Origin of the sequence: uncultured Shimia sp., from assembly GCF_947498095.1 — a bacterium.
Taxonomy (GTDB): Bacteria; Pseudomonadota; Alphaproteobacteria; order Rhodobacterales; family Rhodobacteraceae; genus Shimia.
In genome coordinates this window covers 101659-120547 of sequence record NZ_CANMJE010000008.1, presented here as the reverse complement: position 1 = coordinate 120547, position 18889 = coordinate 101659, and the positions used below count along the sequence as shown (strand labels likewise).

Here is an 18889-nt window from a genome sequence, read left to right as displayed (position 1 = left end):
CAAGGAGATAGAGACATGACAATTGATGTAAAAGTTCCCGACATTGGTGATTTCGACAATGTGCCGGTTGTGACCGTTCTGGTCAGCGTGGGCGACGTGATCGCCGAAGAAGATCCGATTGTTGAGCTGGAAAGCGACAAGGCCACGATGGAAGTGCCCTCGTCCGCCGCTGGCAAAGTGGTTGAGATCAAGGTTGCCGAAGGCGACAACGTATCCGAAGGCGCGCTGATCCTCGTGCTTGAGGGCCAAGGTGGTGCGGCCGAAGCCCCCATCGAAGAGGCTCCTGCCGCTGCCGCCCCTGCCCCTGCAGCCCCTGCCGCAGCCCCGGCTCCGGCGGCGCCTGCTCCGGCCGTGACGGATGCTGGCTTTGGCAAGGCCCATGCTTCGCCATCCGTGCGCGCATTTGCCCGTCAGTTGGAGATCGATCTAGCTAAGGTGAACGGATCGGGCCGCAAGGGCCGCATCCTTCGTGAAGACATCACCGCCTTCCTCAAGTCCTCGACCGCCGCAGCCCCTGCCGCAGCCGGCGCCGCCCAGGGTGGCATGGGCATCCCGCCAATCCCGGCGGTCGACTTCTCGAAGTTCGGCGCGATCGAAGATGTTGAAATGCCCCGCATCAAAAAGATCAGCGGCCCGGCCCTGCATCGCTCGTGGCTGAACATCCCGCATGTCACCCACAACGACGAAGCCGACATCACTGACCTCGACAAATATCGCAAGGAAATGGACACGATGGCCAAGGAAGACGGCTATCGCGTGACCTTGCTGAGCTTTGTCATCAAGGCCTGCGTTTCGGCGTTAAAACAGCATTGGGAGGTCAACTCATCGATCCACCCAGACGGCGACAAGCTGATTAAGAAATCCTACTACAACATCGGTTTTGCCGCCGACACACCCAACGGCCTGATGGTGCCGGTGATCAAAGACGCAGACAAAAAAGGTCTGGTCGAGATTTCCAAGGACCTGATGGAACTCAGCGGCAAAGCCCGCGAAGGCACGTTGAAGGGCCCCGAAATGCAGGGTGCCACCTTCACCATTTCGTCGCTTGGCGGCATTGGCGGCACATCGTTCACCCCCATTGTGAACGCGCCCGAAGTGGCGATCCTCGGTCTCACACGTTCGAAAATGGCCCCGGTCTGGAACGGCGAAGAGTTCGTGCCACGCCTGATGCAGCCCCTGTCGCTGTCCTATGACCACCGCGCCATCGACGGTGCGCTGGCCGCCCGGTTCACCGTGACGCTGAAAAACCTGCTTGCCGATATGCGCAAGCTGATGTGGTAAGGAGAGACCCCCATGGACATCAAAGTTCCCGATATTGGTGATTTCTCCGAAGTCCCCGTTGTGTCGATCCTTGTCTCGGTCGGTGACACCGTCGCCGCCGAAGACCCGCTGATCGAATTGGAAAGCGACAAGGCCACGATGGAAGTGCCTTCACCCGCCGCCGGTGTAGTGAAAGAGATCAAAGTGGCTGAAGGGGACAATGTCTCCGAAGGCACCACGATCATGATCTTCGAAGGTGCTGCCGCCGAAGAGGCCCCCAAGGCCGAAGCCCCCGCAGCCCCAACCGCCCCCCAAGCCGTTGCCGCCACAGGCACTGCAACCGGCGCAGGTGACGTGCATGCCGAAGTTGTCGTCCTCGGCTCTGGCCCCGGTGGCTACACCGCCGCCTTCCGTGCCGCGGACCTGGGCAAAAAGGTCGTACTGATCGAAAAAGACGCCTCATTGGGCGGCGTCTGCCTCAACGTCGGCTGTATCCCCTCAAAGGCGCTGTTGCACTCGGCCAAGGTTATGACCGAAGCCGAAGACATGGCGCATCACGGTGTGACATTTGCCAAGCCAGAGGTCGATCTCGACAAACTGCGCGGTTGGAAAGACAGCGTCATCACCCAGCTTACGGGTGGCCTCGCAGGCCTCGCCAAGGCCCGCAAAGTGCAGGTCGTAAACGGCTACGGAACCTTAACCGGCCCCAACATGATCGAGGTCGACAATGATGGTGCCAAATCCACCGTCAGCTTTGACCAATGCATCATCGCAGCAGGCTCGGAACCCGTCACCCTGCCCTTCATCCCCCATGACGACCCCCGCGTGATCGATTCAACCGGTGCACTGGAACTGCAGGACATCCCCGAGCGTATGCTGGTTCTGGGCGGCGGCATCATCGGTCTGGAAATGGCCTGTGTCTATGACGCTTTGGGCACGAATGTGACCATTGTCGAATTCATGGACCAGATCATTCCGGGTGCCGACAAAGACATCGTCAAACCGCTGCACAACCGCATCAAGGGCCGTTACGAGGCGATCCTGACCAAGACCAAGGTCACAGGTGTGGACGCCACTGACGCTGGCCTTAAGGTCACGATGGAAGGCCCAGACGGCGAGAAGACTGACACCTTTGATAAACTGCTCGTCGCGGTCGGTCGTCGTCCCAACGGCGCCAAGATCAATGCGGCAGCCGCCGGTGTTGCTGTCGACGAACGCGGCTTTATCGCAGTCGACAACCAGCAACGCACAGGCCAGAGCCATATCTTCGCCATCGGCGACGTGGTCGGCCAACCGATGCTGGCGCACAAGGCTGTTCACGAGGGTAAGGTTGCTGCTGAGGTCGCCGCAGGTCACAAACGCTTCTTTGATGCCCGCGTGATCCCCTCTGTCGCCTACACCGACCCCGAAGTGGCATGGGTTGGCGTCACCGAGACGCAAGCCAAAGCAGACGGCATCAAACTCGGCAAGGGGTCCTTCCCATGGGCTGCCTCGGGCCGCTCGCTATCGCTGGGCCGTTCCGAAGGCATCACCAAGGTGCTGTTTGATGAGCACGAGCGCGTCATCGGTGCCGGTATCGTTGGCCCCAATGCAGGCGATTTGATTGCCGAAGTGGCGCTGGCGATTGAAATGGGCTCGGACGCCGTGGATCTCGGTCACACCATCCACCCGCACCCCACCCTCTCGGAAACGGTGAATTTCGCTGCCGAGATGTTCGAAGGCACCATCACCGACCTGATGCCACCGAAAAAGCGCAAGTAAAAATACAACGCCGCCCCGATTCAAACGGGGCGGCGATTCACTCTCCCAAACCTTCTTTTGGCCAGAAATATCCCGGGGTGAATTGGGCCAAAGGCCCAAGAGGGGCAGCGCCCCTTAGCCGTAAAGCGGCCACATCAGCGGGATCAGCACCGAGGCCAAAAGGCCCACAGACAGGTTCAGCGGGATGCCCACCTTCATGAAATCAGTGAACTTATAGCCGCCGGGCCCATAGACCAGCATGTTGGTCTGATACCCGATCGGGGTCGCAAAGGACGCCGAAGCCGCCACCATTACAGCGATGACCAGCGGCCGGGGGTCAACGCCCAGTGCACTGGCCAACCCGATGGCGATGGGCGTGACCACAACCGCCACGGCGTTGTTTGAGACCAGTTCCGTCAGCACCGAGGTCAGAAGGTAGATCGCCCAGACCACCAGAAACGGCGGCAACATCGCGACGTAAGGCGCAATCGCCTCAACAATCATCGACACGGCGCCCGAGCTTTGCAGGGCGACACCAATGGCCAGCATCGAAAAAATCAAAGCCAGCAGACGTCCGTCGACAAAGGAAAATGCTTCATCCGCATCGATACAGCGGGTGATCAGCACCACCGCCACCGCCAGCACCGACAACAGAAAGATAGGCGCCACACCAAACCCGGCAAGCCCCACCAAACCAACCAGCGCCAATAGCGCAATCGGCGCATGGCTGCGGCGAAACTCGCGCTCAGAAGGCTGCGAGACATCCACCATGTCCATTTCGCTGGCCAGACGCTGAATGTCACCGGGCGCGCCCTCCAGCAACAACGTGTCGCCTACGCGCACCACCAGATCGTCCAGCTGCCGCCCGATATTCTGGTTCCGCCGGTGCACGGCCAGCGGATAGACCCCAAAGCGCCGCCGCAGGCGCATCGCCCCAAGCGAGCGGCCTACCATTTTGCAGCCCGGCGTGATCAGCACTTCAACCGTGGTCGTTTCCACCGCTGAAACCTGATCCACGCGCTTCAGTGACTTGTTGCGCTGCAACGACAAAAGCTCGGTCATGCGCGTGCGCAGCACCACGCGGTCGCCAACCTCAAGCGTGACGCCCTGCAGGTTACGCCGCAGTGATATGTCTCCTCGAACCACGTCAATCAGCCGCACGCCTTCGCGTTTGAACAGCTGCACGCCATTGACCTCGCGTCCGATCAGGTTCGAGTCCGGCGGGATCACGGCCTCGGTAAAAAACTTCATCTGGCTGCGATTTGACAACAGATCCGCCATGCTGTCGCGCTCGGGCAGCAAACGGCTTCCGAAAAACCGCAGATAGATCATCCCCCAGATCACAAGGATGATGCCAAGCGGCGTCACTTCAAAGATCGAAAACGCTTCAAGCCCCTGTGCACGCGCCACGCCATCGACCAAGAGGTTTGTCGAGGTCCCGATCAACGTCAGCGTGCCGCCCAGAATGGCCGCATAGGACAATGGGATCAGCAATTTCGACGCCGTCGTGTTCAACGTGCGCGCCAGTTGTGTAAAAACCGGGATCATCACCACGACGACCGGTGTGTTTGATACCACCGCCGACGCGACGATCACAAAGCCCATCAACATGGCGATCGCCATTTTGGGATTGGTCTGGGCTTGCTTGTCTGCCAGATGCGTAAAGGCACTCAGCGCGCCGGTGCGCACCAGGGCCCCCATCACGATAAACATCGCGCCAATTGTCCAAGGTGCAGGGTTCGACAGCACGGTCAACGCGTCGCGATAGGGCAACACGCCCAGCGCCAAAAGCGTCGCCACGCCCGCAATCGCAACCACCTCGGTTGGAAAGCTCTCGCGCAAGAACAGGATGAACATCACGACCACAGTCGTCAGCGTCAGGACAGCCTGCGTGGTCTGCGAGAGGTCTAAAAAGTCCATTTCGTCTCCGGCACTTGCTCGACTTAACAATCCCCCAGATAGGATCAGGGGGCAAGCGACTCTTTCTGACGTGGCTGAACCAGAAACATCCCGGCGAAGATCAACGCCATCGCGGCCCAGACCCACCCCGAGTAGCTTTCTGACAGCAAAAGCATCGACCAGAGCACCCCGGCGCCTGTCACCAGATAGGCTACCTGCGCCGTGAAAACCGGCCCTGCCCGCGTCACCAGCCAGACATATCCTGTATAAACCGCCACATGGATCACGGACGAGGCAACCAGCGCATATTCCGGCGCATCCCAGACAGTGCGCGGGTCGATGAACTGACCGCTGAACACCGCCAGCGGCAGCGCTACGAGCGCTCCTACAACCGAGGCGCCAAACAACACGTGTCCGGGTCCCAGCCCGTGTGTGCCCCACTTGGCCACAATGTTGCCCTCAAACCCGTAACACAGCGTGGCAATCATCGCGACCAGCACCCAGACGCCCATGCCCGGATCCGGTAGGCTGTCTGGCCCCACCAACAGCATGACCCCGATCAGCCCCGTTACCAGCCCGCCCATGCGTCGCCAATTGAAACGGTCCAGTCCCAACACCATTGCGATCGGAAAAGCAAAGATCGGCACCAGTGAGATCACCACTGACATCACACCCGCGGGCAAATGGACGGCTGCGCGATAGGAAAAGCTGTTGGGCAACAATGTGCCCAGCGCCGCAATCATCAGGAAAAACCACCACAAGCGACGTGGCAGCAACGTCGGTTTGCCACGAAACAGTCGAAACGCACCCATCGCCAGCGCACCAATCACCAACTGCCAAAAAATCAAACCCAATGGCTGATACCCGTCACTCACAGCGATTTTGGTCAAGGGCTGCGTCAGCCCCCACCCGATGCCTAGTAAAAACAGGATCGCAGTAAGATACAGACGGCTCACAAGGGTCCGGCCTGTGCCAGGCGCCCGCCCTGTCGTACCATCTCGATGCGCGTGGCCGCGCCAGTGCGGTCGTCAGTCTCCACATAGACCCCGGACAGCGTCGCCTCGCCCAGCGCCGGTGTGAACCGTGCCTTAGGCATACCGGTCACAAACCGGCGCATCGGCTCGGTCTTTTCCATGCCAATGACCGAATTGTAGTCACCACACATTCCGGCATCCGATTGAAACGCCGTTCCTTGGGGCAAAATCTGGGTGTCCGCAGTCGGAACATGCGTGTGCGTGCCAACCACAAGGCTCGCCCGGCCATCACAGAAATGCCCCATGCCCATTTTCTCCGAGGTGGCCTCGCAATGCATGTCGACAATCGCCGCCTGAACCATGCCGCCTCGTGGATATTTGCGCAGAACGCCGTCAATGGCCGAAAATGGATCGTCATAGGGGCGTTTCATAAAAACCTGCCCCAAAGTTTGCGCCACCAGAACCTTGCGCCCGCCACGTGCCTCATAGACGCCATGCCCTCGCCCCGGCACATCGCCGTGGGCATAGTTGATGGGACGCAGGATACGCGGTTCGGTCTGGATGAACTGCATCATATCTTTCTGATCGAAAGCATGATCGCCCAGCGTCACCACATCCGCGCCGGCCTCTAACAGCAGCTTGGCATGTACCCCGCTCAGCCCCATGCCGTTGGATGCATTCTCACCGTTCACCACGACAAAATCCAGCCGCCATTCGTCACGCAGACGTGGCAGGTTCTCCGACACGGCAGCGCGCCCCGCACGCCCCATGACATCTCCGAGGAAAAGCATTTTCATGGGGAAACGGCCTATCCCCTTAACCCCGCGCGAGCAAGAGGCTGCGTGTCAGGAGAGCCGTTTTGTCAGGGTGCTGTTTGGATGCGGACCGTCCCTGCATTCGGTGCCAAAGCCTACTTTGCGGACCAAACCGACCTTGCACGGGGATCAGCCAACATCCGCAACTAATGGAAATTCAGTCGCGAAGAGCTGAAACAGGCAACAAAGATACCTATATTCAAGACAGAATAATCGAAAGGCATTGGAACGTGTCACATCCACTGAACTCAGCAATCGAAATGGCGATGAATGCCGCTGACAAGTCCGGTGAATTCAAGGACCTTCCGGGAGCCGGAAAGCCGCTGGAGTTTCTCGCCAGCCCCAAAGACCCAGTGATTGATCGTTTGATGAAAGAGAACCAGGCCAAGCCATTGGCCATAGAGTTGAAAAACAAAATCACGGAACTTCGACAGGCAGTTAAAGCCGAAACGGATGAATCGGTTCGCAAATCCTTGATGAAAAAAATTGCTAGCCAGCAGCTGAGGTTGGATCTCGAGCTGGAAGCCTTGCGTAAATTCGGCTGACGAAAACAGGTTAACTTCGTTTCCCCCATGCCGCATAGCGTTCTCCCAAAAGCAACCCGGTGGCGCGGCTTAAAGTTCCTCGTTCAAAAAAGGTTTGCCTCTATGCAGCCCCAATCAACAGGGGCTCAATGCAGCCGTTTGATGCAGAGGCCCCCAAGAGCGCACGGCATTGAGCTCTCTCTGACGACAACGTCTCCAACCGCAAAGTCATAACTCTTTTTAATGAACAAAAACGTCATCTTGTCCCTTAGGACTAAATACAAAACGGTATTCTTACCTCAGAAACTACGGAAGCCGCTTTCGGTGACGATCATGTCCAGTGGTTGATCGGTGGGCTCCAGCGGCAGGTTCTCAGCCTCTTGTGCATCAAAGGCAAAGCCGATGGCCAGCGTGGCGCGGCGGGCGCGCAGGCGTTCCAGAGTGCGGTCGTAGAACCCGCCGCCATAGCCCAGTCTTCCGCCCTGCGCGTCAAAGGCGACCAGCGGTACAATGACAATCTCGGGGTCGAAGTAATCATCCACTTCAGGCACTTGCGCGCCAAACGGCCCCTCACGCAGGGGCGCCTCGGGTTCCCAGCGCGAAAACTCCAGTGGCAGCCCTGCGGCCTGAATTACCGGCACGCCGACCGGGCCATAGGCCGCGGCTTCGGCCATGGCCGCCAGCGGTGTTATTTCCGTTCGGATCGGCATGTAACCCGCCAAAGGCACGCCGCGATACCCTGCCAGCACTTCAGACAAATGCGCCGACTGCCCCCGCCCCGCCCCGTCAAACGCGTGTTTGCGGCGCGCAAAAGCGGCCTTGCGCGCGGCGGCTTTAACTTCGGATAAATCTTTTGATTTCATTATGCTAAGACCATTGCGGCCAACCCCAAGAAGACGAAAAAGCCCACCACATCCGTGACCGTTGTCACAAAAGTGCCCGAAGCCAGAGCCGGGTCGACGCCAATCTTTTCCATCAGGATCGGCACCACGGTCCCGGCCAACCCGGCCACAACAAGGTTGATCACCATCGCGGCGGCAATGATGTAGCCAAGGTCCAGAGAGCCGAACCACAACACGCCGACCAACCCCATGACCAAGGCAAAGGCCAGGCCATTGACCAACCCGGTCAAGACTTCGCGTCGGATCACGCGCCACACATTGGCGCCAGTCAAGTCCTTGGTCGCAATCGCGCGCACGGCAACGGTCAGCGACTGGGTTCCGGCATTGCCCCCCATCGACGCGACGATGGGCATCAAAACGGCCAGCGCGACGTATTTCTCAATCGTGCCTTCAAACAACGCGATCACCACAGATGCGAGGATCGCCGTCAACAGGTTCACCCCCAGCCACGGGAACCTTTGCCGTGCGGTTTCCGACACAGTGTCCGTCAGAGAACTCTCCCCGACCCCGGCCAGACGCAGGATGTCTTCTTCGTGTTCTTCGTCGAGAACGGCCATCGCGTCATCGATGGTGATGACCCCAACCAGACGATCATCTTCGTCAACAACCGGCGCCGAGATCAGGTGGTATTGGTTAAACGCATAGGCCACATCCTCTTCGTCCTGCGTGACGGGGATGCTTTGGAACACCTCTTCGACGATGTTCTTGAGCGGCACCTCGCGGCGCGAAGACATGATGCGGCCCAGCGTGACGTTGCCCACCGGGCGCATCTTGGGGTCGACAAGAATAACGTGGTAAAACTGCTCGGGCAGTTCTTCGGCTTCGCGCAGATAGTCGATACACTGACCGACATTCCAATGCTCGGGCGCCCAGGCAATCTCGCGCTGCATAAGACGACCGGCTGAATCTTCTGGAAACGCCAGCGCCTGTTCGACCGCAACCCGGTCGGCATCCTCCAGAACGTCCAGAATGGCTTCTTGCTGAGGTTCATCCAGGTCCTCGACAATGTCCACAACGTCATCGGATTCCAACTCTCGCACAGCTTCGGCAAGAACATCCGGGCGCAGCACCGAGATAATCTCTTCGCGCAGGCTCTCATCAAGTTCAGACAGGATCTCCCCGTCAAACTCGCGGTCATATAACTCAACCAGCCGACGCCGGTCATAAGAATTGATCTGTTCCAGAAGGTCAGCGATGTCAGCGGCGTGCAACGGATCCATCAACGCGGACAATTGCGCCTGATCTCCGCGGTCTACAGCAAACAGGATAGCTGCAATCGCCTTGGGATCCAGCACATAGGCATCGTCTTCGGCATCGCTCTCAAGGGGGATCTGGTTGCTATTCTGGCTCATACGGCACCCTCCTTGTCGCTTGAGCCGGACCATAGGGGAAAGCCGGGGCAAAACTCAATGCCGGGCTGCAATTTACAGGCGATATTTCATCGCCTAGGCTTGGTCAGTGCGACAAAGGAATAGCAAATGAGTGACGCCACCCTTTTGTTGGGGCAAACCCTAGGCTTTGGCCAGAACCCCTTCCATGTGCCTGTGGACGAGGCTGCACATCACCGTCGCCGTGGGGCTGTATTGGTGCAAAATGGCCGGATTGAAGCAGTGGACGAGGCTGACACGCTGCGCATGGCGCACCCGCAGGCCCGTGTTGTGGATTATGGCGACGGAGTGATCTGCGCGGGCTTTGTCGATGCGCATGTGCACTATCCACAGACCGGAATTATAGCCAGTTGGGGCAAACGGCTGATCGACTGGCTGAACAGCTACACGTTTCCTGAGGAAATGCGCTTTGACGATCCAAACTACGCGGCTGAGATTGCCAAGACCTATTTTGATCTGACTCGGTCACATGGCGTGACCACGATGGTCAGCTATTGCACCATTCATCCGCAATCTGTTGATGCCTTTTTTGCCGAGGCGCAGGCCCGCGGGCAGCGCGTGGTTGCAGGCAAAACTTGCATGGACCGCAACGCCCCTGACGGGCTGCGCGACACCCCGAAATCTGCCTATGATGACAGCAAGGCGCTGATTGCCAAATGGCATGGGGTGGACCGCCTGTCCTATGCCATCACGCCGCGCTTTTCGCCCACCTCGACCCCTGAACAATTGCGCGCGCTGGGTGACCTCTGGGCTGAGCACCCCGAGTGCCTGATGCAAACACATCTCAGCGAGCAAACGGATGAGATCGCGTGGGTTCGTAACCTTTACCCCGAGGCGCGGGACTATCTGGACACCTATGAGATGTTCGGCCTCTTGGGGGAAAAGGGCCTCTACGGGCATGCCATCCATCTGGAAGACCGCGAACGCGCCCGTCTGAAAGAAGTGGGCGCCGGGCTGATCCACTGCCCCACTTCAAACACGTTCATCGGCTCGGGCCTGTTTGATATGGGGGGATTGATGGCCGAAGGGCAGCGCGTAGGTCTGGCTACGGACACAGGGGGAGGCTCAAGTTTCTCGATGCTGCGCACAATGGCATCCGCCTATGAGGTTGCGCACCTGCGTCACAACTCGCTGCACGCCGCCCAGCTTTTTTGGCTGGCAACTGCCGGGTCCGCGGCGTCCCTGCATATGGAAGACAAGATCGGCAATCTCGCGCCAGGGCTTGAGGCGGATCTGGTGGTGCTGGATCTGGCCTCAACGCCTGACATAGCACAGCGCAGTGCACGGGCGGGCGACATCTGGGAAGCGGTTTTTCCGACCATCATGATGGGCGATGACCGCGCCATTCACGATGTCTGGATTGGCGGCACGCAAGCCACCTGAGGTCTCCGGGCAGGACTGGCCCGCCCGGAGGAATTGTTTATTCGGCAGCCGACAGCTTGTCGCGTTTGCTGTCGCGATAAAGCGCCTTGGTCAGCGACACGCACATCAGTCCCATCACCATCGTGAAGGGCAAAGCGCCGATGATCATGGCATTTCGCAAGGCATCGAGCGGGTTGTTATCGCCCGCAGCCATCAATAAGGTTCCGATGACAGCGGTCAGGATCAGACCCCAGATGATCTTGTGCTTGTTGCCCACCTCTTGATCGCCACCGGACATGATGGTGTTCATCACCAGAATGCCCGAGTCAGCCGAGGTCACAAGGAACGTCATGATCAGGATCACGCACATGATGGTGATGCCGGTCAGGAATCCGCCCGAGATCATCTCGCCCAGAGTCACGAACAGCTTAGCTGTGTTTGACGCACCGATGATTGCGCCTTCGGCGCCACCAGTCAGTTCAAGGTCAATCGCGGTACCGCCAAGAACGGTCATCCACGCAAAGCACACCAAAGCCGGCGCAAAAACACAGCCGATGATGAACTCACGCACTGAACGACCTTTGGAAATGCGGGCAAGGAACAGGCCAACAAACGGCGAGAACGCAATCCACCAAGCCCAGTAGAATGTGGTCCAGCCAGCTTGCCAGCCGAACTGACGCCCCGGCTCCCCAGCTGCATAGGCCGCCATCAGCACATCGTCAGACAGGGCCGCTGCCTCGCCCTCTAGTGCGCCTTTGAAGCCATCAAAGCTGCCCCATGCATTGGTCGCCCCACCGCGCAAGGCATCCGCATAAGGGGCTGCATCCGCAGGCAAGGCCGCCGCAAACTCAGTCGCCGATTGCGGCCCAAAGGCCCCAAAGCTGAGCGAGATAAAGTTCAGGATGTAGTCGACAAAGGCTGCTGCATAAGTGGTCATGGCAAACAGGAACGAGCCAAAGATCACAAAGGTCATCAACAGGATGATCGACAAAACCAGATTGAGGTTCGAAAGGTATTTCACCCCACGACCAACGCCGGAAACCGCCGAAATGATCGACAGGCCCATGATCACAACGAGGCCGGCAATCAGACCGACTGTGGCGGGCGCTGGCGCGTCACCACTCATGTCCATCATCCATTCCATACCGGTAATCGCGTACATGCCGTCGATGAACTGCGAAACACCAAAGCCGATCGTGACCGACACGCCAAGGATCGTCGCAACCACCCCAAGCACATCCACGATATGACCCAAGATGCCGTTCATCAGCTTACCAAACAGCGGTGTCAGCGCCGAACGGATCGTCAAAGGCATGTCTCGTGTGTAGGCATAATAGGCCAGCGACAGACCTGTCACGACATAGATTGCCCAAGCATGAAAGCCGTAGTGCAAGAACGTGTAGCGGTACCCTGACTGCAATGCTTCTTCTGTGTTGGGGGCAACGTCGCCCGACAGAACAACGGGGTTTGACCCCCAAAGGCCAAGCGGCTCTGCGGTCGCGAACACCATCAGACCTACGCCCAGACCGGCGCCAAACATCATCGAGAACCAGGAAAAATTGCTAAACTCAGGCTTTTCTCCGGGCAATCCCATAACCCTGCTGCCAGTGCCGGGCAAAAGCGCCACGACCAACAGGAAAAAGATGAAGAGCCCGACGATGATGATGTAGAAGCTGTTGAAGCTTTCAAGCAGCGTCCAGTTCAGACTGCCCAAGACACCGTTTGCGTTGGCAGGCCAGACAAGAGCCCAGATGACAAGTGCCACCATGATGCCTTTGCTCAAAAGAGCAATTTCAAGACTGTGTCCCTCATAGAACCCGCTGGCCGCCTTGCGGATCTCCAGCTCGGTAAAAGGTGGTTTGATAGACATATGTGTTCTCCCTCTCTGCACATATTCGGGCCATCCTTTCGAGTTCCGTTGGGAATTTGCGTCCGTTAAACGATGGAAGGAGACGTTTTTGCGACATTTAGCGCTATCATTTTGCCAGAATGTCGCACCCAATAGCGCCCTATCACATACCCTCGGGTATGTTCACGCCCATCGATCTCGCAGAGTTTTTGCTGGATTCGACGGCTAAGGATGGCTGTAAAACTTGGTACCCGCGGCCGGACTCGAACCGGCACGGCCTTCCGGCCCAGAGATTTTAAGTCTCTTGTGTCTACCATTCCACCACGCGGGCATGCGGGTCTCGCGACGCGTCGGACAATAGCCGCTGCCTGCCGGGTGTAAAGCCGTGAATTGCTCAGAGATCCTCGCCTGGAACCTGTTTTTCCGGCACCGGTTTCAAAAGCCCACGTTCCGGCAGCCAAGGGTTCAATTCCAGCGCCGCAACAAGAGCATCCTGGGCTTCGGCTTCGCGACCCAATCCGATCAGTGTCATGGCCCGTCCCGAAAGTGCTCCGATATGGCGCGGTGACAATTCAATGGCCCGCTCAAGGTCCGGCAAAGCAGCTTCGAAATCCTGCCGCAGGAAATTGGCAAACGCGCGTTGGTTATAGCCTTCGGCGTATTCTGGGCAATAGGCGACCAAAGTGTCAAAATCCTCAAGCGCGCCCAACAAGTCCCACGCCGCGCGTTTGCGCATACCGCGGTCGAGGACTTCCTGCGCGGCCTCATCGGGCGCGTCCGCCCAGTATTGCCACAACTCGTTTGAAAGAACGCGGGCTTCGGTTTCGTCGGGGGCAACCTGAATCTGTCCGATCAGCGCGTCGAGCTTGACGGAATGGTCTGGCGCGGTGGGGCATTCAGAGGCCACCGCCGCGCCGGACAGGAGGAATGAACAAAAGAGGAATGTTGCGCGTTTCATGTTCGAGATGGTCGCACGGATCAGAAATCAATCAAGTCACATCCCCGAGAGCGGTCTCCTTGACAGCCTGCATGGCCACATAGGTCGAGGTGTTTCCAACGTAGGGAAGGGTTGAAATTTTCTCAGCTAAAACAGATCGATAAGCCGCCATGTTGCGCGTACGCACCTTGAGCAGATAGTCGAAATTCGACGCAATCATATGGGCCTGTTCGATTTCACCGATTTGCGCCACGGCCTGATTAAAGGCCCGAAGCGCGGTTTCTCGTGTGTCTGTCAGTTTCACCTCGACAAAGGCGACATGATCCAGCCCCAGACGGATCGGATCAATCAGCGCCTGGTAGCCTGCAATAACACCTTCGGCCTCGAGCCGACGTAAACGGGCCTGAGTGGGGCTCTTGGACAGGCCAACGCGTTTTGAAAGGTCCGTCACGGAAATGCGCCCTTCCGAGACCAGAACGTCCAGAATCGCATGATCTATGCGATCCAACTCCACTTGACCACTTTGCATTGCTTTCCTCGTGCTTTTTGACCGCATTGCCCTCAAAATCCCACAACTTCAGGAATTTCGACTTGTTTTCACCTGATATACTGCCTGAAACCTCTGGAGTCACGCCTATGAACGCTCGCCCCCTGATCGACACCACCACCTATACCGACGAAGCCGCGCTGGTTGCGGCGTTGATTGACCAAGCCAACCTCTCCCCCGAGGACCGCGCCCGCATTTGCGCTCAGGCGGCCGATCTGGTGCGTGCAATCCGTGACACCACCGATCCCGGCATGATGGAAGTGTTCCTTGCTGAATACGGCCTATCGACCGACGAAGGCATTGCCTTGATGTGTCTGGCCGAGGCGCTTTTGCGTGTGCCGGACGCCGAAACCATCGACGCCTTGATCGAGGATAAGATTGCCCCCTCTGACTGGGGCAGACACCTTGGTGCATCAACTTCGTCCTTGGTGAATGCTTCCACATGGGCTTTGATGCTGACCGGCAAGGTCCTGGAGGACCGCGAGCCCGGCTTGATCGGAACCCTGCGTGGAGCCGTAAAGCGATTGGGCGAGCCCGTGATCCGCACGGCCGTTGGTCGCGCGATGAAGGAAATGGGGCGCCAGTTCGTGCTGGGGGAAACCATTGTGGGCGCGATGGAGCGTGCCGCAAATATGGAGGCCAAGGGCTACACCTATTCCTATGACATGCTGGGCGAAGCGGCCAAAACCGATGCCGACGCCATGCGCTATCATCTGGCATATTCTCGCGCGATCACAGCGATTGCGGCGGCCTGCACCCATGACGATATCCGCGACAACCCCGGGATCTCAGTCAAGCTTTCCGCCCTGCACCCACGCTACGAAGTGGACCAGCGCGCACGGGTCATGGAGGAATTGGTGCCACGCCTACGGTCGCTGGCGCTGTTGGCGAAGTCGGCGGGCATGGGGTTGAACATCGATGCCGAAGAAGCGGACCGGTTGTCCTTGTCGATGGATGTGATCGAAACCGTGCTGGCGGAACCTGCTCTTGCGGGATGGGACGGGTTCGGCGTCGTGGTTCAGGCCTATGGCAAACGTGCTGGTGCCACGCTGGATTACCTTTACGAATTGGCTGAAAAGCACGACCGCAAGCTGATGGTGCGTTTGGTCAAAGGCGCTTATTGGGACACCGAGATCAAGAACGCGCAGGTTTTGGGAGTCGATGGCTTTCCTGTCTTTACCAGTAAGCCTGCAACGGACATTTCCTACATCGCCAATGCCCGCAAGCTCTTGGCCATGACCGACCGGATTTATCCGCAGTTTGCCACACACAACGCCCATACCGTTGCCGCCATTCTGGATATGGCCGACGACCCGGCGGTATATGAATTCCAACGCTTGCATGGCATGGGTGAAGCGCTGCATGGCATCGTTTTGAACGCTCAGAACACCCGCTGCCGCATCTATGCGCCGGTCGGCGCGCACCGTGATCTCTTGGCCTATCTGGTCCGTCGCTTGCTGGAAAACGGCGCCAATTCCTCATTCGTGAACCAAATCGTCGACGAAGACGTACCCGCCGAAGAGGTTGCCGCCGATCCGTTTGACACGTTTGAAGCACCTCATACCGCCTTGCCGACGGGTCCAGAGCTGTTTGCCCCCGAGCGTGTGAACTCAAAAGGCTTCGATCTGCGTGATATCCCGACATTGGCACATATCGAGGCTGCCCGCGCGCGGTATCAGACTGCGATTTGGGCCGCGGCTCCGTTGTTGGTGGGCGAGGCTCAACCCAATGCCCCGACGCCTGTGCAAAACCCGGCCTTGCCTGCGGATCAGCCCGGCAGCGTGGCCACAGCCACAACCAAGGACGTAAAGACTGCACTGGCTTCGGCGCACCCGTGGGATGCCTCGCGCAAAGAGCGTGGCGCCATCCTCAACCGGGCCGCAGACCTTTACGAAGAAAACTTTGGCATGCTCTTTGCGTTGCTGGCCCGCGAAGCTGGAAAAACCCAGTTGGATGCGGTGGCAGAACTGCGCGAAGCCGTTGATTTCTTGCGCTACTATGGCGCCAACGCCCCCAAGGCCGCCCCGGCAGGCAATGTCACCTGTATCAGCCCGTGGAACTTCCCATTGGCGATCTTTACCGGGCAAATCTCTGCGGCATTGGCTGCAGGCAATGCCGTGCTGGCCAAACCCGCCGAGCAAACACCTCTGATTGCGCACGAGGCGGTGAAATTGCTCCACAAAGCCGGGGTTCCACGCTCGGCACTGCAACTCTTGCCCGGCGCGGGGGATGTGGGCGCAATGCTGACCTCAGATAAGCGCGTCAATGGCGTGGCTTTCACCGGATCAACCGAAACTGCGATGAAAATCCGCAGCGCTATGGCCGAGCATCTGGCCCCGGGCGCACCACTGATTGCCGAAACCGGTGGGCTGAACGCAATGATCGTGGATTCCACCGCCCTGCCCGAGCAAGCCGTGACCGCGATCATTGAAAGCGCCTTTCAATCGGCAGGCCAACGCTGTTCGGCTCTGCGCTGTCTCTATGTGCAGGAAGATATCGCCGACAGCCTGATTGAAATGCTGACCGGCGCCATGAAAGAGCTGCACGTGGGCAACCCGTGGCACCTGCATACAGACAGTGGACCTGTGATCGACGCCGAGGCGCAGGCCGGGATTGCCGCGCATATTGCACAAGCCGAATCCGAAGGGCGCATCATGTATCAGATGGACGTGCCGCAAACCGGGACATTCATTGCCCCCACACTGATCCGGGTCGGTGGGATCGCCGATCTTGAGCGAGAAATTTTTGGCCCCGTCCTGCATGTTGCGACCTTTCAGTCGGATGAGCTGGACGATGTGATCGACGCCATCAATGCCACGGGCTACGGGCTGACATTTGGTCTGCAGACGCGGATTGATGACCGGGTTCAGCATGTCTCTGACCGCATCCACGCAGGCAATATCTATGTGAACCGCAACCAGATCGGCGCCATTGTTGGATCACAACCCTTTGGCGGAGAAGGTCTTTCCGGTACCGGACCTAAAGCAGGCGGTCCGCACTATCTGGCGCGGTTTGCACGCCCCGAACAACAAGACTCAGGATCCTGGAAAACCGCGATGAGTGCGTCCGAGGCACAATCATTGATAAATGCCGAAAGCGAGGCGCCAGCTCCACGCACCACGTCGTTGCCCGGGCCAACCGGCGAATCCAATCGACTGACCACCTTTGCTCGACCTCCTGTCCTGTGCCTTGGACCCGGCGCTGACACGGCGGCGAAACAGGCTGAGGTCATCACTGCGCATGGCGGTGTTGCGGTTCAGGCTACCGGACAGATTGACCCGAAAGACCTCGAAACGCTTACCGGGTTCTCTGGCGCACTGTGGTGGGGGGAGTCGGGTCTGGCTCAGGCCTGCGAGCAAGCCCTCGCCAAACGCCGCGGCCCGATCTTGCCGTTGATCACGGGGATACCAGACCGTGCACGGGCCGTGGGTGAACGCCACGTCTGTGTCGACACGACAGCCGCGGGCGGGAATGCAGCCTTGTTGGGCGGGGCGGCTTGACGCCCCAGCCAATTCCGCCACATTGGGCGCATGTTTCCGATCCGCGATCATAACCCTTCGGGGCGCACGGCTTATGTTGTCTATGCGTTGATGGCGCTCAATATCGGCATCTTTCTGATGTATGCGCCGATGCTGGACGAGCCTTATCGCTTAGGTGCGGTCTTTCGCGACTGGGCGCTGATCCCGCGTGAGATCTCAAACGGCAACGCACCATTGGGGCTGTTCACCTCGATGTTTCTGCATGGCGGCTGGATGCATCTGGCGGGTAACATGCTGTTCTTGTGGATCTTTGGCGACAACCTGGAAGACCTGATGGGGCACGTTGGCTTTGCCTTGTTCTACACGCTTTGTGGGCTGGCCGCAGGCTTGGCTCAGGTCGTCTCTGATCCCTATTCGGCCGTGCCAACCGTCGGGGCCTCGGGCGCGATCGCCGGGGTGATGGGCGGCTATCTGTTGCTGTTTCCCAAGGCGCGCGTCGATGTGATCTTTATCTTCATCATATTCTTCAAGATCTTCCCGCTGCCTGCCTGGATCATGCTGGGCCTATGGTTTGCGCTGCAACTCTTTAGCGGGGTGCTTGTGGATACCAGCGGTGGCGGGGTCGCCTATTGGGCCCATGCCGGCGGGTTCATCGCAGGGCTGATTTTCACGCTGCCGATTTGGATCAGGCGCGGCGGCCCGGCCTTTTGGCAACGCACCCACGGTGCACCACCCCACCCGGAAGCAAAATACAAGCTGTCCCCCAGCACCATCCCCAGCGTGACGAGGCGCAAATGACGTACACAGTTTCCTGCCATTGTGGTGCAGTTGCACTTGAGATTGATCCGGTTGAAGACCTGTCTACGGCACGGCGATGCGATTGCTCATTCTGCCGCCGTCGCGGGGCACCGATGTTGGGCGTGCCACTGAACCGGCTGAAAGTCATCAGGGGAGAGGATCACCTGTCGCTCTACCAGTGGAACACGGACACCGCGAAGCACTACTTTTGCAAAACCTGTGGCATCTACACCCACCATCAGCGCCGCGCTAACACCAATGAATAGGGCGTAAATCTCGGCGCGATCGAGGGCATCAATCCGTTTGACTATGAACCCATCGGATGGACGGACGGCATCAACCACCCCTCAGACCAGACCTGACACAGTCATCAATCTCTTGCCTGTCGCCCCACATCCCCTAGGATCGGCTTAAA

Annotated in this window: 14 protein-coding genes, 1 tRNA gene and 1 pseudogene; 7 read left to right on the top strand and 9 right to left on the bottom strand. The window is 58.6% G+C overall.

Annotated elements, in window-relative coordinates; genetic code table 11:
• Positions 1-15 precede the first annotated feature (15 nt).
• Both aceF and lpdA read left to right on the top strand, forming a co-directional pair.
• Positions 16-1281: a dihydrolipoyllysine-residue acetyltransferase gene (gene aceF, locus Q0932_RS14360; RefSeq protein WP_299354428.1), complete on the top strand. Its 1266-nt coding sequence runs from the start codon at positions 16-18 to the stop codon at positions 1279-1281.
• A gap of 12 nt (positions 1282-1293) precedes the next feature.
• Complete coding sequence (gene lpdA / locus Q0932_RS14355; protein WP_299354426.1) at positions 1294-3021, top strand: dihydrolipoyl dehydrogenase; 1728 nt, start codon at positions 1294-1296, stop codon at positions 3019-3021.
• 114 nt (positions 3022-3135) lie between these two features.
• Here lpdA and Q0932_RS14350 read toward each other — a convergent pair whose 3' ends face one another.
• From Q0932_RS14350 to Q0932_RS14340, 3 genes are read right to left on the bottom strand one after another with little or no spacing between them, the layout of a single operon-like run.
• Positions 3136-4920, bottom strand: a complete 1785-nt coding sequence (locus Q0932_RS14350; protein ID WP_299354423.1) for an SLC13 family permease — start codon at positions 4918-4920, stop codon at positions 3136-3138.
• Between the two features lie 44 nt (positions 4921-4964).
• Entirely contained in the window at positions 4965-5855 is an 891-nt protein-coding gene (locus Q0932_RS14345; protein ID WP_299354420.1) for a DMT family transporter, read from the bottom strand.
• Positions 5852-6670: a TIGR00282 family metallophosphoesterase gene (locus Q0932_RS14340; protein ID WP_299354417.1), complete on the bottom strand. Its 819-nt coding sequence runs from the start codon at positions 6668-6670 to the stop codon at positions 5852-5854. The genes Q0932_RS14345 and Q0932_RS14340 overlap by 4 nt, the downstream gene beginning before the upstream one ends.
• A 167-nt stretch (positions 6671-6837) precedes the next feature.
• On the opposite strand from Q0932_RS14340, the gene Q0932_RS14335 reads away from it, so the two are divergent.
• On the top strand, positions 6838-7233 hold the full coding sequence (locus Q0932_RS14335) for a DnaJ family domain-containing protein (RefSeq protein WP_299354414.1): 396 nt from the start codon (positions 6838-6840) through the stop codon (positions 7231-7233).
• Between the two features lie 278 nt (positions 7234-7511).
• On the opposite strand, the gene Q0932_RS14330 is transcribed toward Q0932_RS14335, so the two are convergent.
• Both Q0932_RS14330 and mgtE read right to left on the bottom strand, forming a co-directional pair.
• A complete protein-coding gene (locus Q0932_RS14330) occupies positions 7512-8075 on the bottom strand; it encodes a 5-formyltetrahydrofolate cyclo-ligase (RefSeq protein ID WP_299354411.1) in 564 nt (187 codons plus the stop codon).
• Complete coding sequence (mgtE, locus tag Q0932_RS14325; RefSeq protein ID WP_299354409.1) at positions 8075-9466, bottom strand: magnesium transporter; 1392 nt, start codon at positions 9464-9466, stop codon at positions 8075-8077. The genes Q0932_RS14330 and mgtE overlap by 1 nt, the downstream gene beginning before the upstream one ends.
• Before the next feature lie 126 nt (positions 9467-9592).
• Between mgtE and guaD the strand changes: the two genes are divergently transcribed.
• Positions 9593-10885 carry a guanine deaminase gene (guaD, locus tag Q0932_RS14320; protein WP_299354406.1) on the top strand — a complete coding sequence of 431 codons (1293 nt, stop codon included), beginning with the start codon at positions 9593-9595 and terminating at the stop codon, positions 10883-10885.
• A gap of 37 nt (positions 10886-10922) precedes the next feature.
• Here guaD and Q0932_RS14315 read toward each other — a convergent pair whose 3' ends face one another.
• The 4 genes from Q0932_RS14315 to Q0932_RS14300 all read right to left on the bottom strand — a co-directional run bounded on the left by Q0932_RS14315 (position 10923) and on the right by Q0932_RS14300 (position 14179).
• Positions 10923-12734, bottom strand: a complete 1812-nt coding sequence (locus tag Q0932_RS14315) for a BCCT family transporter (protein WP_299354403.1) — start codon at positions 12732-12734, stop codon at positions 10923-10925.
• A gap of 224 nt (positions 12735-12958) precedes the next feature.
• Positions 12959-13044: transfer RNA gene (locus tag Q0932_RS14310), tRNA-Leu, on the bottom strand.
• A 63-nt stretch (positions 13045-13107) separates the two neighbouring features.
• Positions 13108-13671 carry a tetratricopeptide repeat protein gene (locus tag Q0932_RS14305; protein WP_299354400.1) on the bottom strand — a complete coding sequence of 188 codons (564 nt, stop codon included), beginning with the start codon at positions 13669-13671 and terminating at the stop codon, positions 13108-13110.
• Positions 13672-13702: 31 nt separating this feature from the next.
• Complete coding sequence (locus Q0932_RS14300) at positions 13703-14179, bottom strand: Lrp/AsnC ligand binding domain-containing protein (RefSeq protein ID WP_299354397.1); 477 nt, start codon at positions 14177-14179, stop codon at positions 13703-13705.
• 107 nt (positions 14180-14286) lie between these two features.
• Between Q0932_RS14300 and putA the strand changes: the two genes are divergently transcribed.
• The 3 genes and pseudogenes from putA to Q0932_RS14285 all read left to right on the top strand — a co-directional run bounded on the left by putA (position 14287) and on the right by Q0932_RS14285 (position 18836).
• Positions 14287-17697, top strand: coding sequence for a bifunctional proline dehydrogenase/L-glutamate gamma-semialdehyde dehydrogenase PutA (gene putA, locus Q0932_RS14295; RefSeq protein WP_299354394.1), 3411 nt, complete (start codon positions 14287-14289; stop codon positions 17695-17697).
• A 30-nt stretch (positions 17698-17727) separates the two neighbouring features.
• The gene (locus Q0932_RS14290) at positions 17728-18474 is read left to right on the top strand and encodes a rhomboid family intramembrane serine protease (protein WP_299354391.1); all 747 of its coding nucleotides are present in this window, start codon (positions 17728-17730) and stop codon (positions 18472-18474) included.
• Positions 18471-18836 (top strand): annotated as a pseudogene (locus tag Q0932_RS14285) (GFA family protein). The gene Q0932_RS14290 and the pseudogene Q0932_RS14285 overlap by 4 nt, the downstream one beginning before the upstream one ends.
• Positions 18837-18889: the final 53 nt, after the last annotated feature.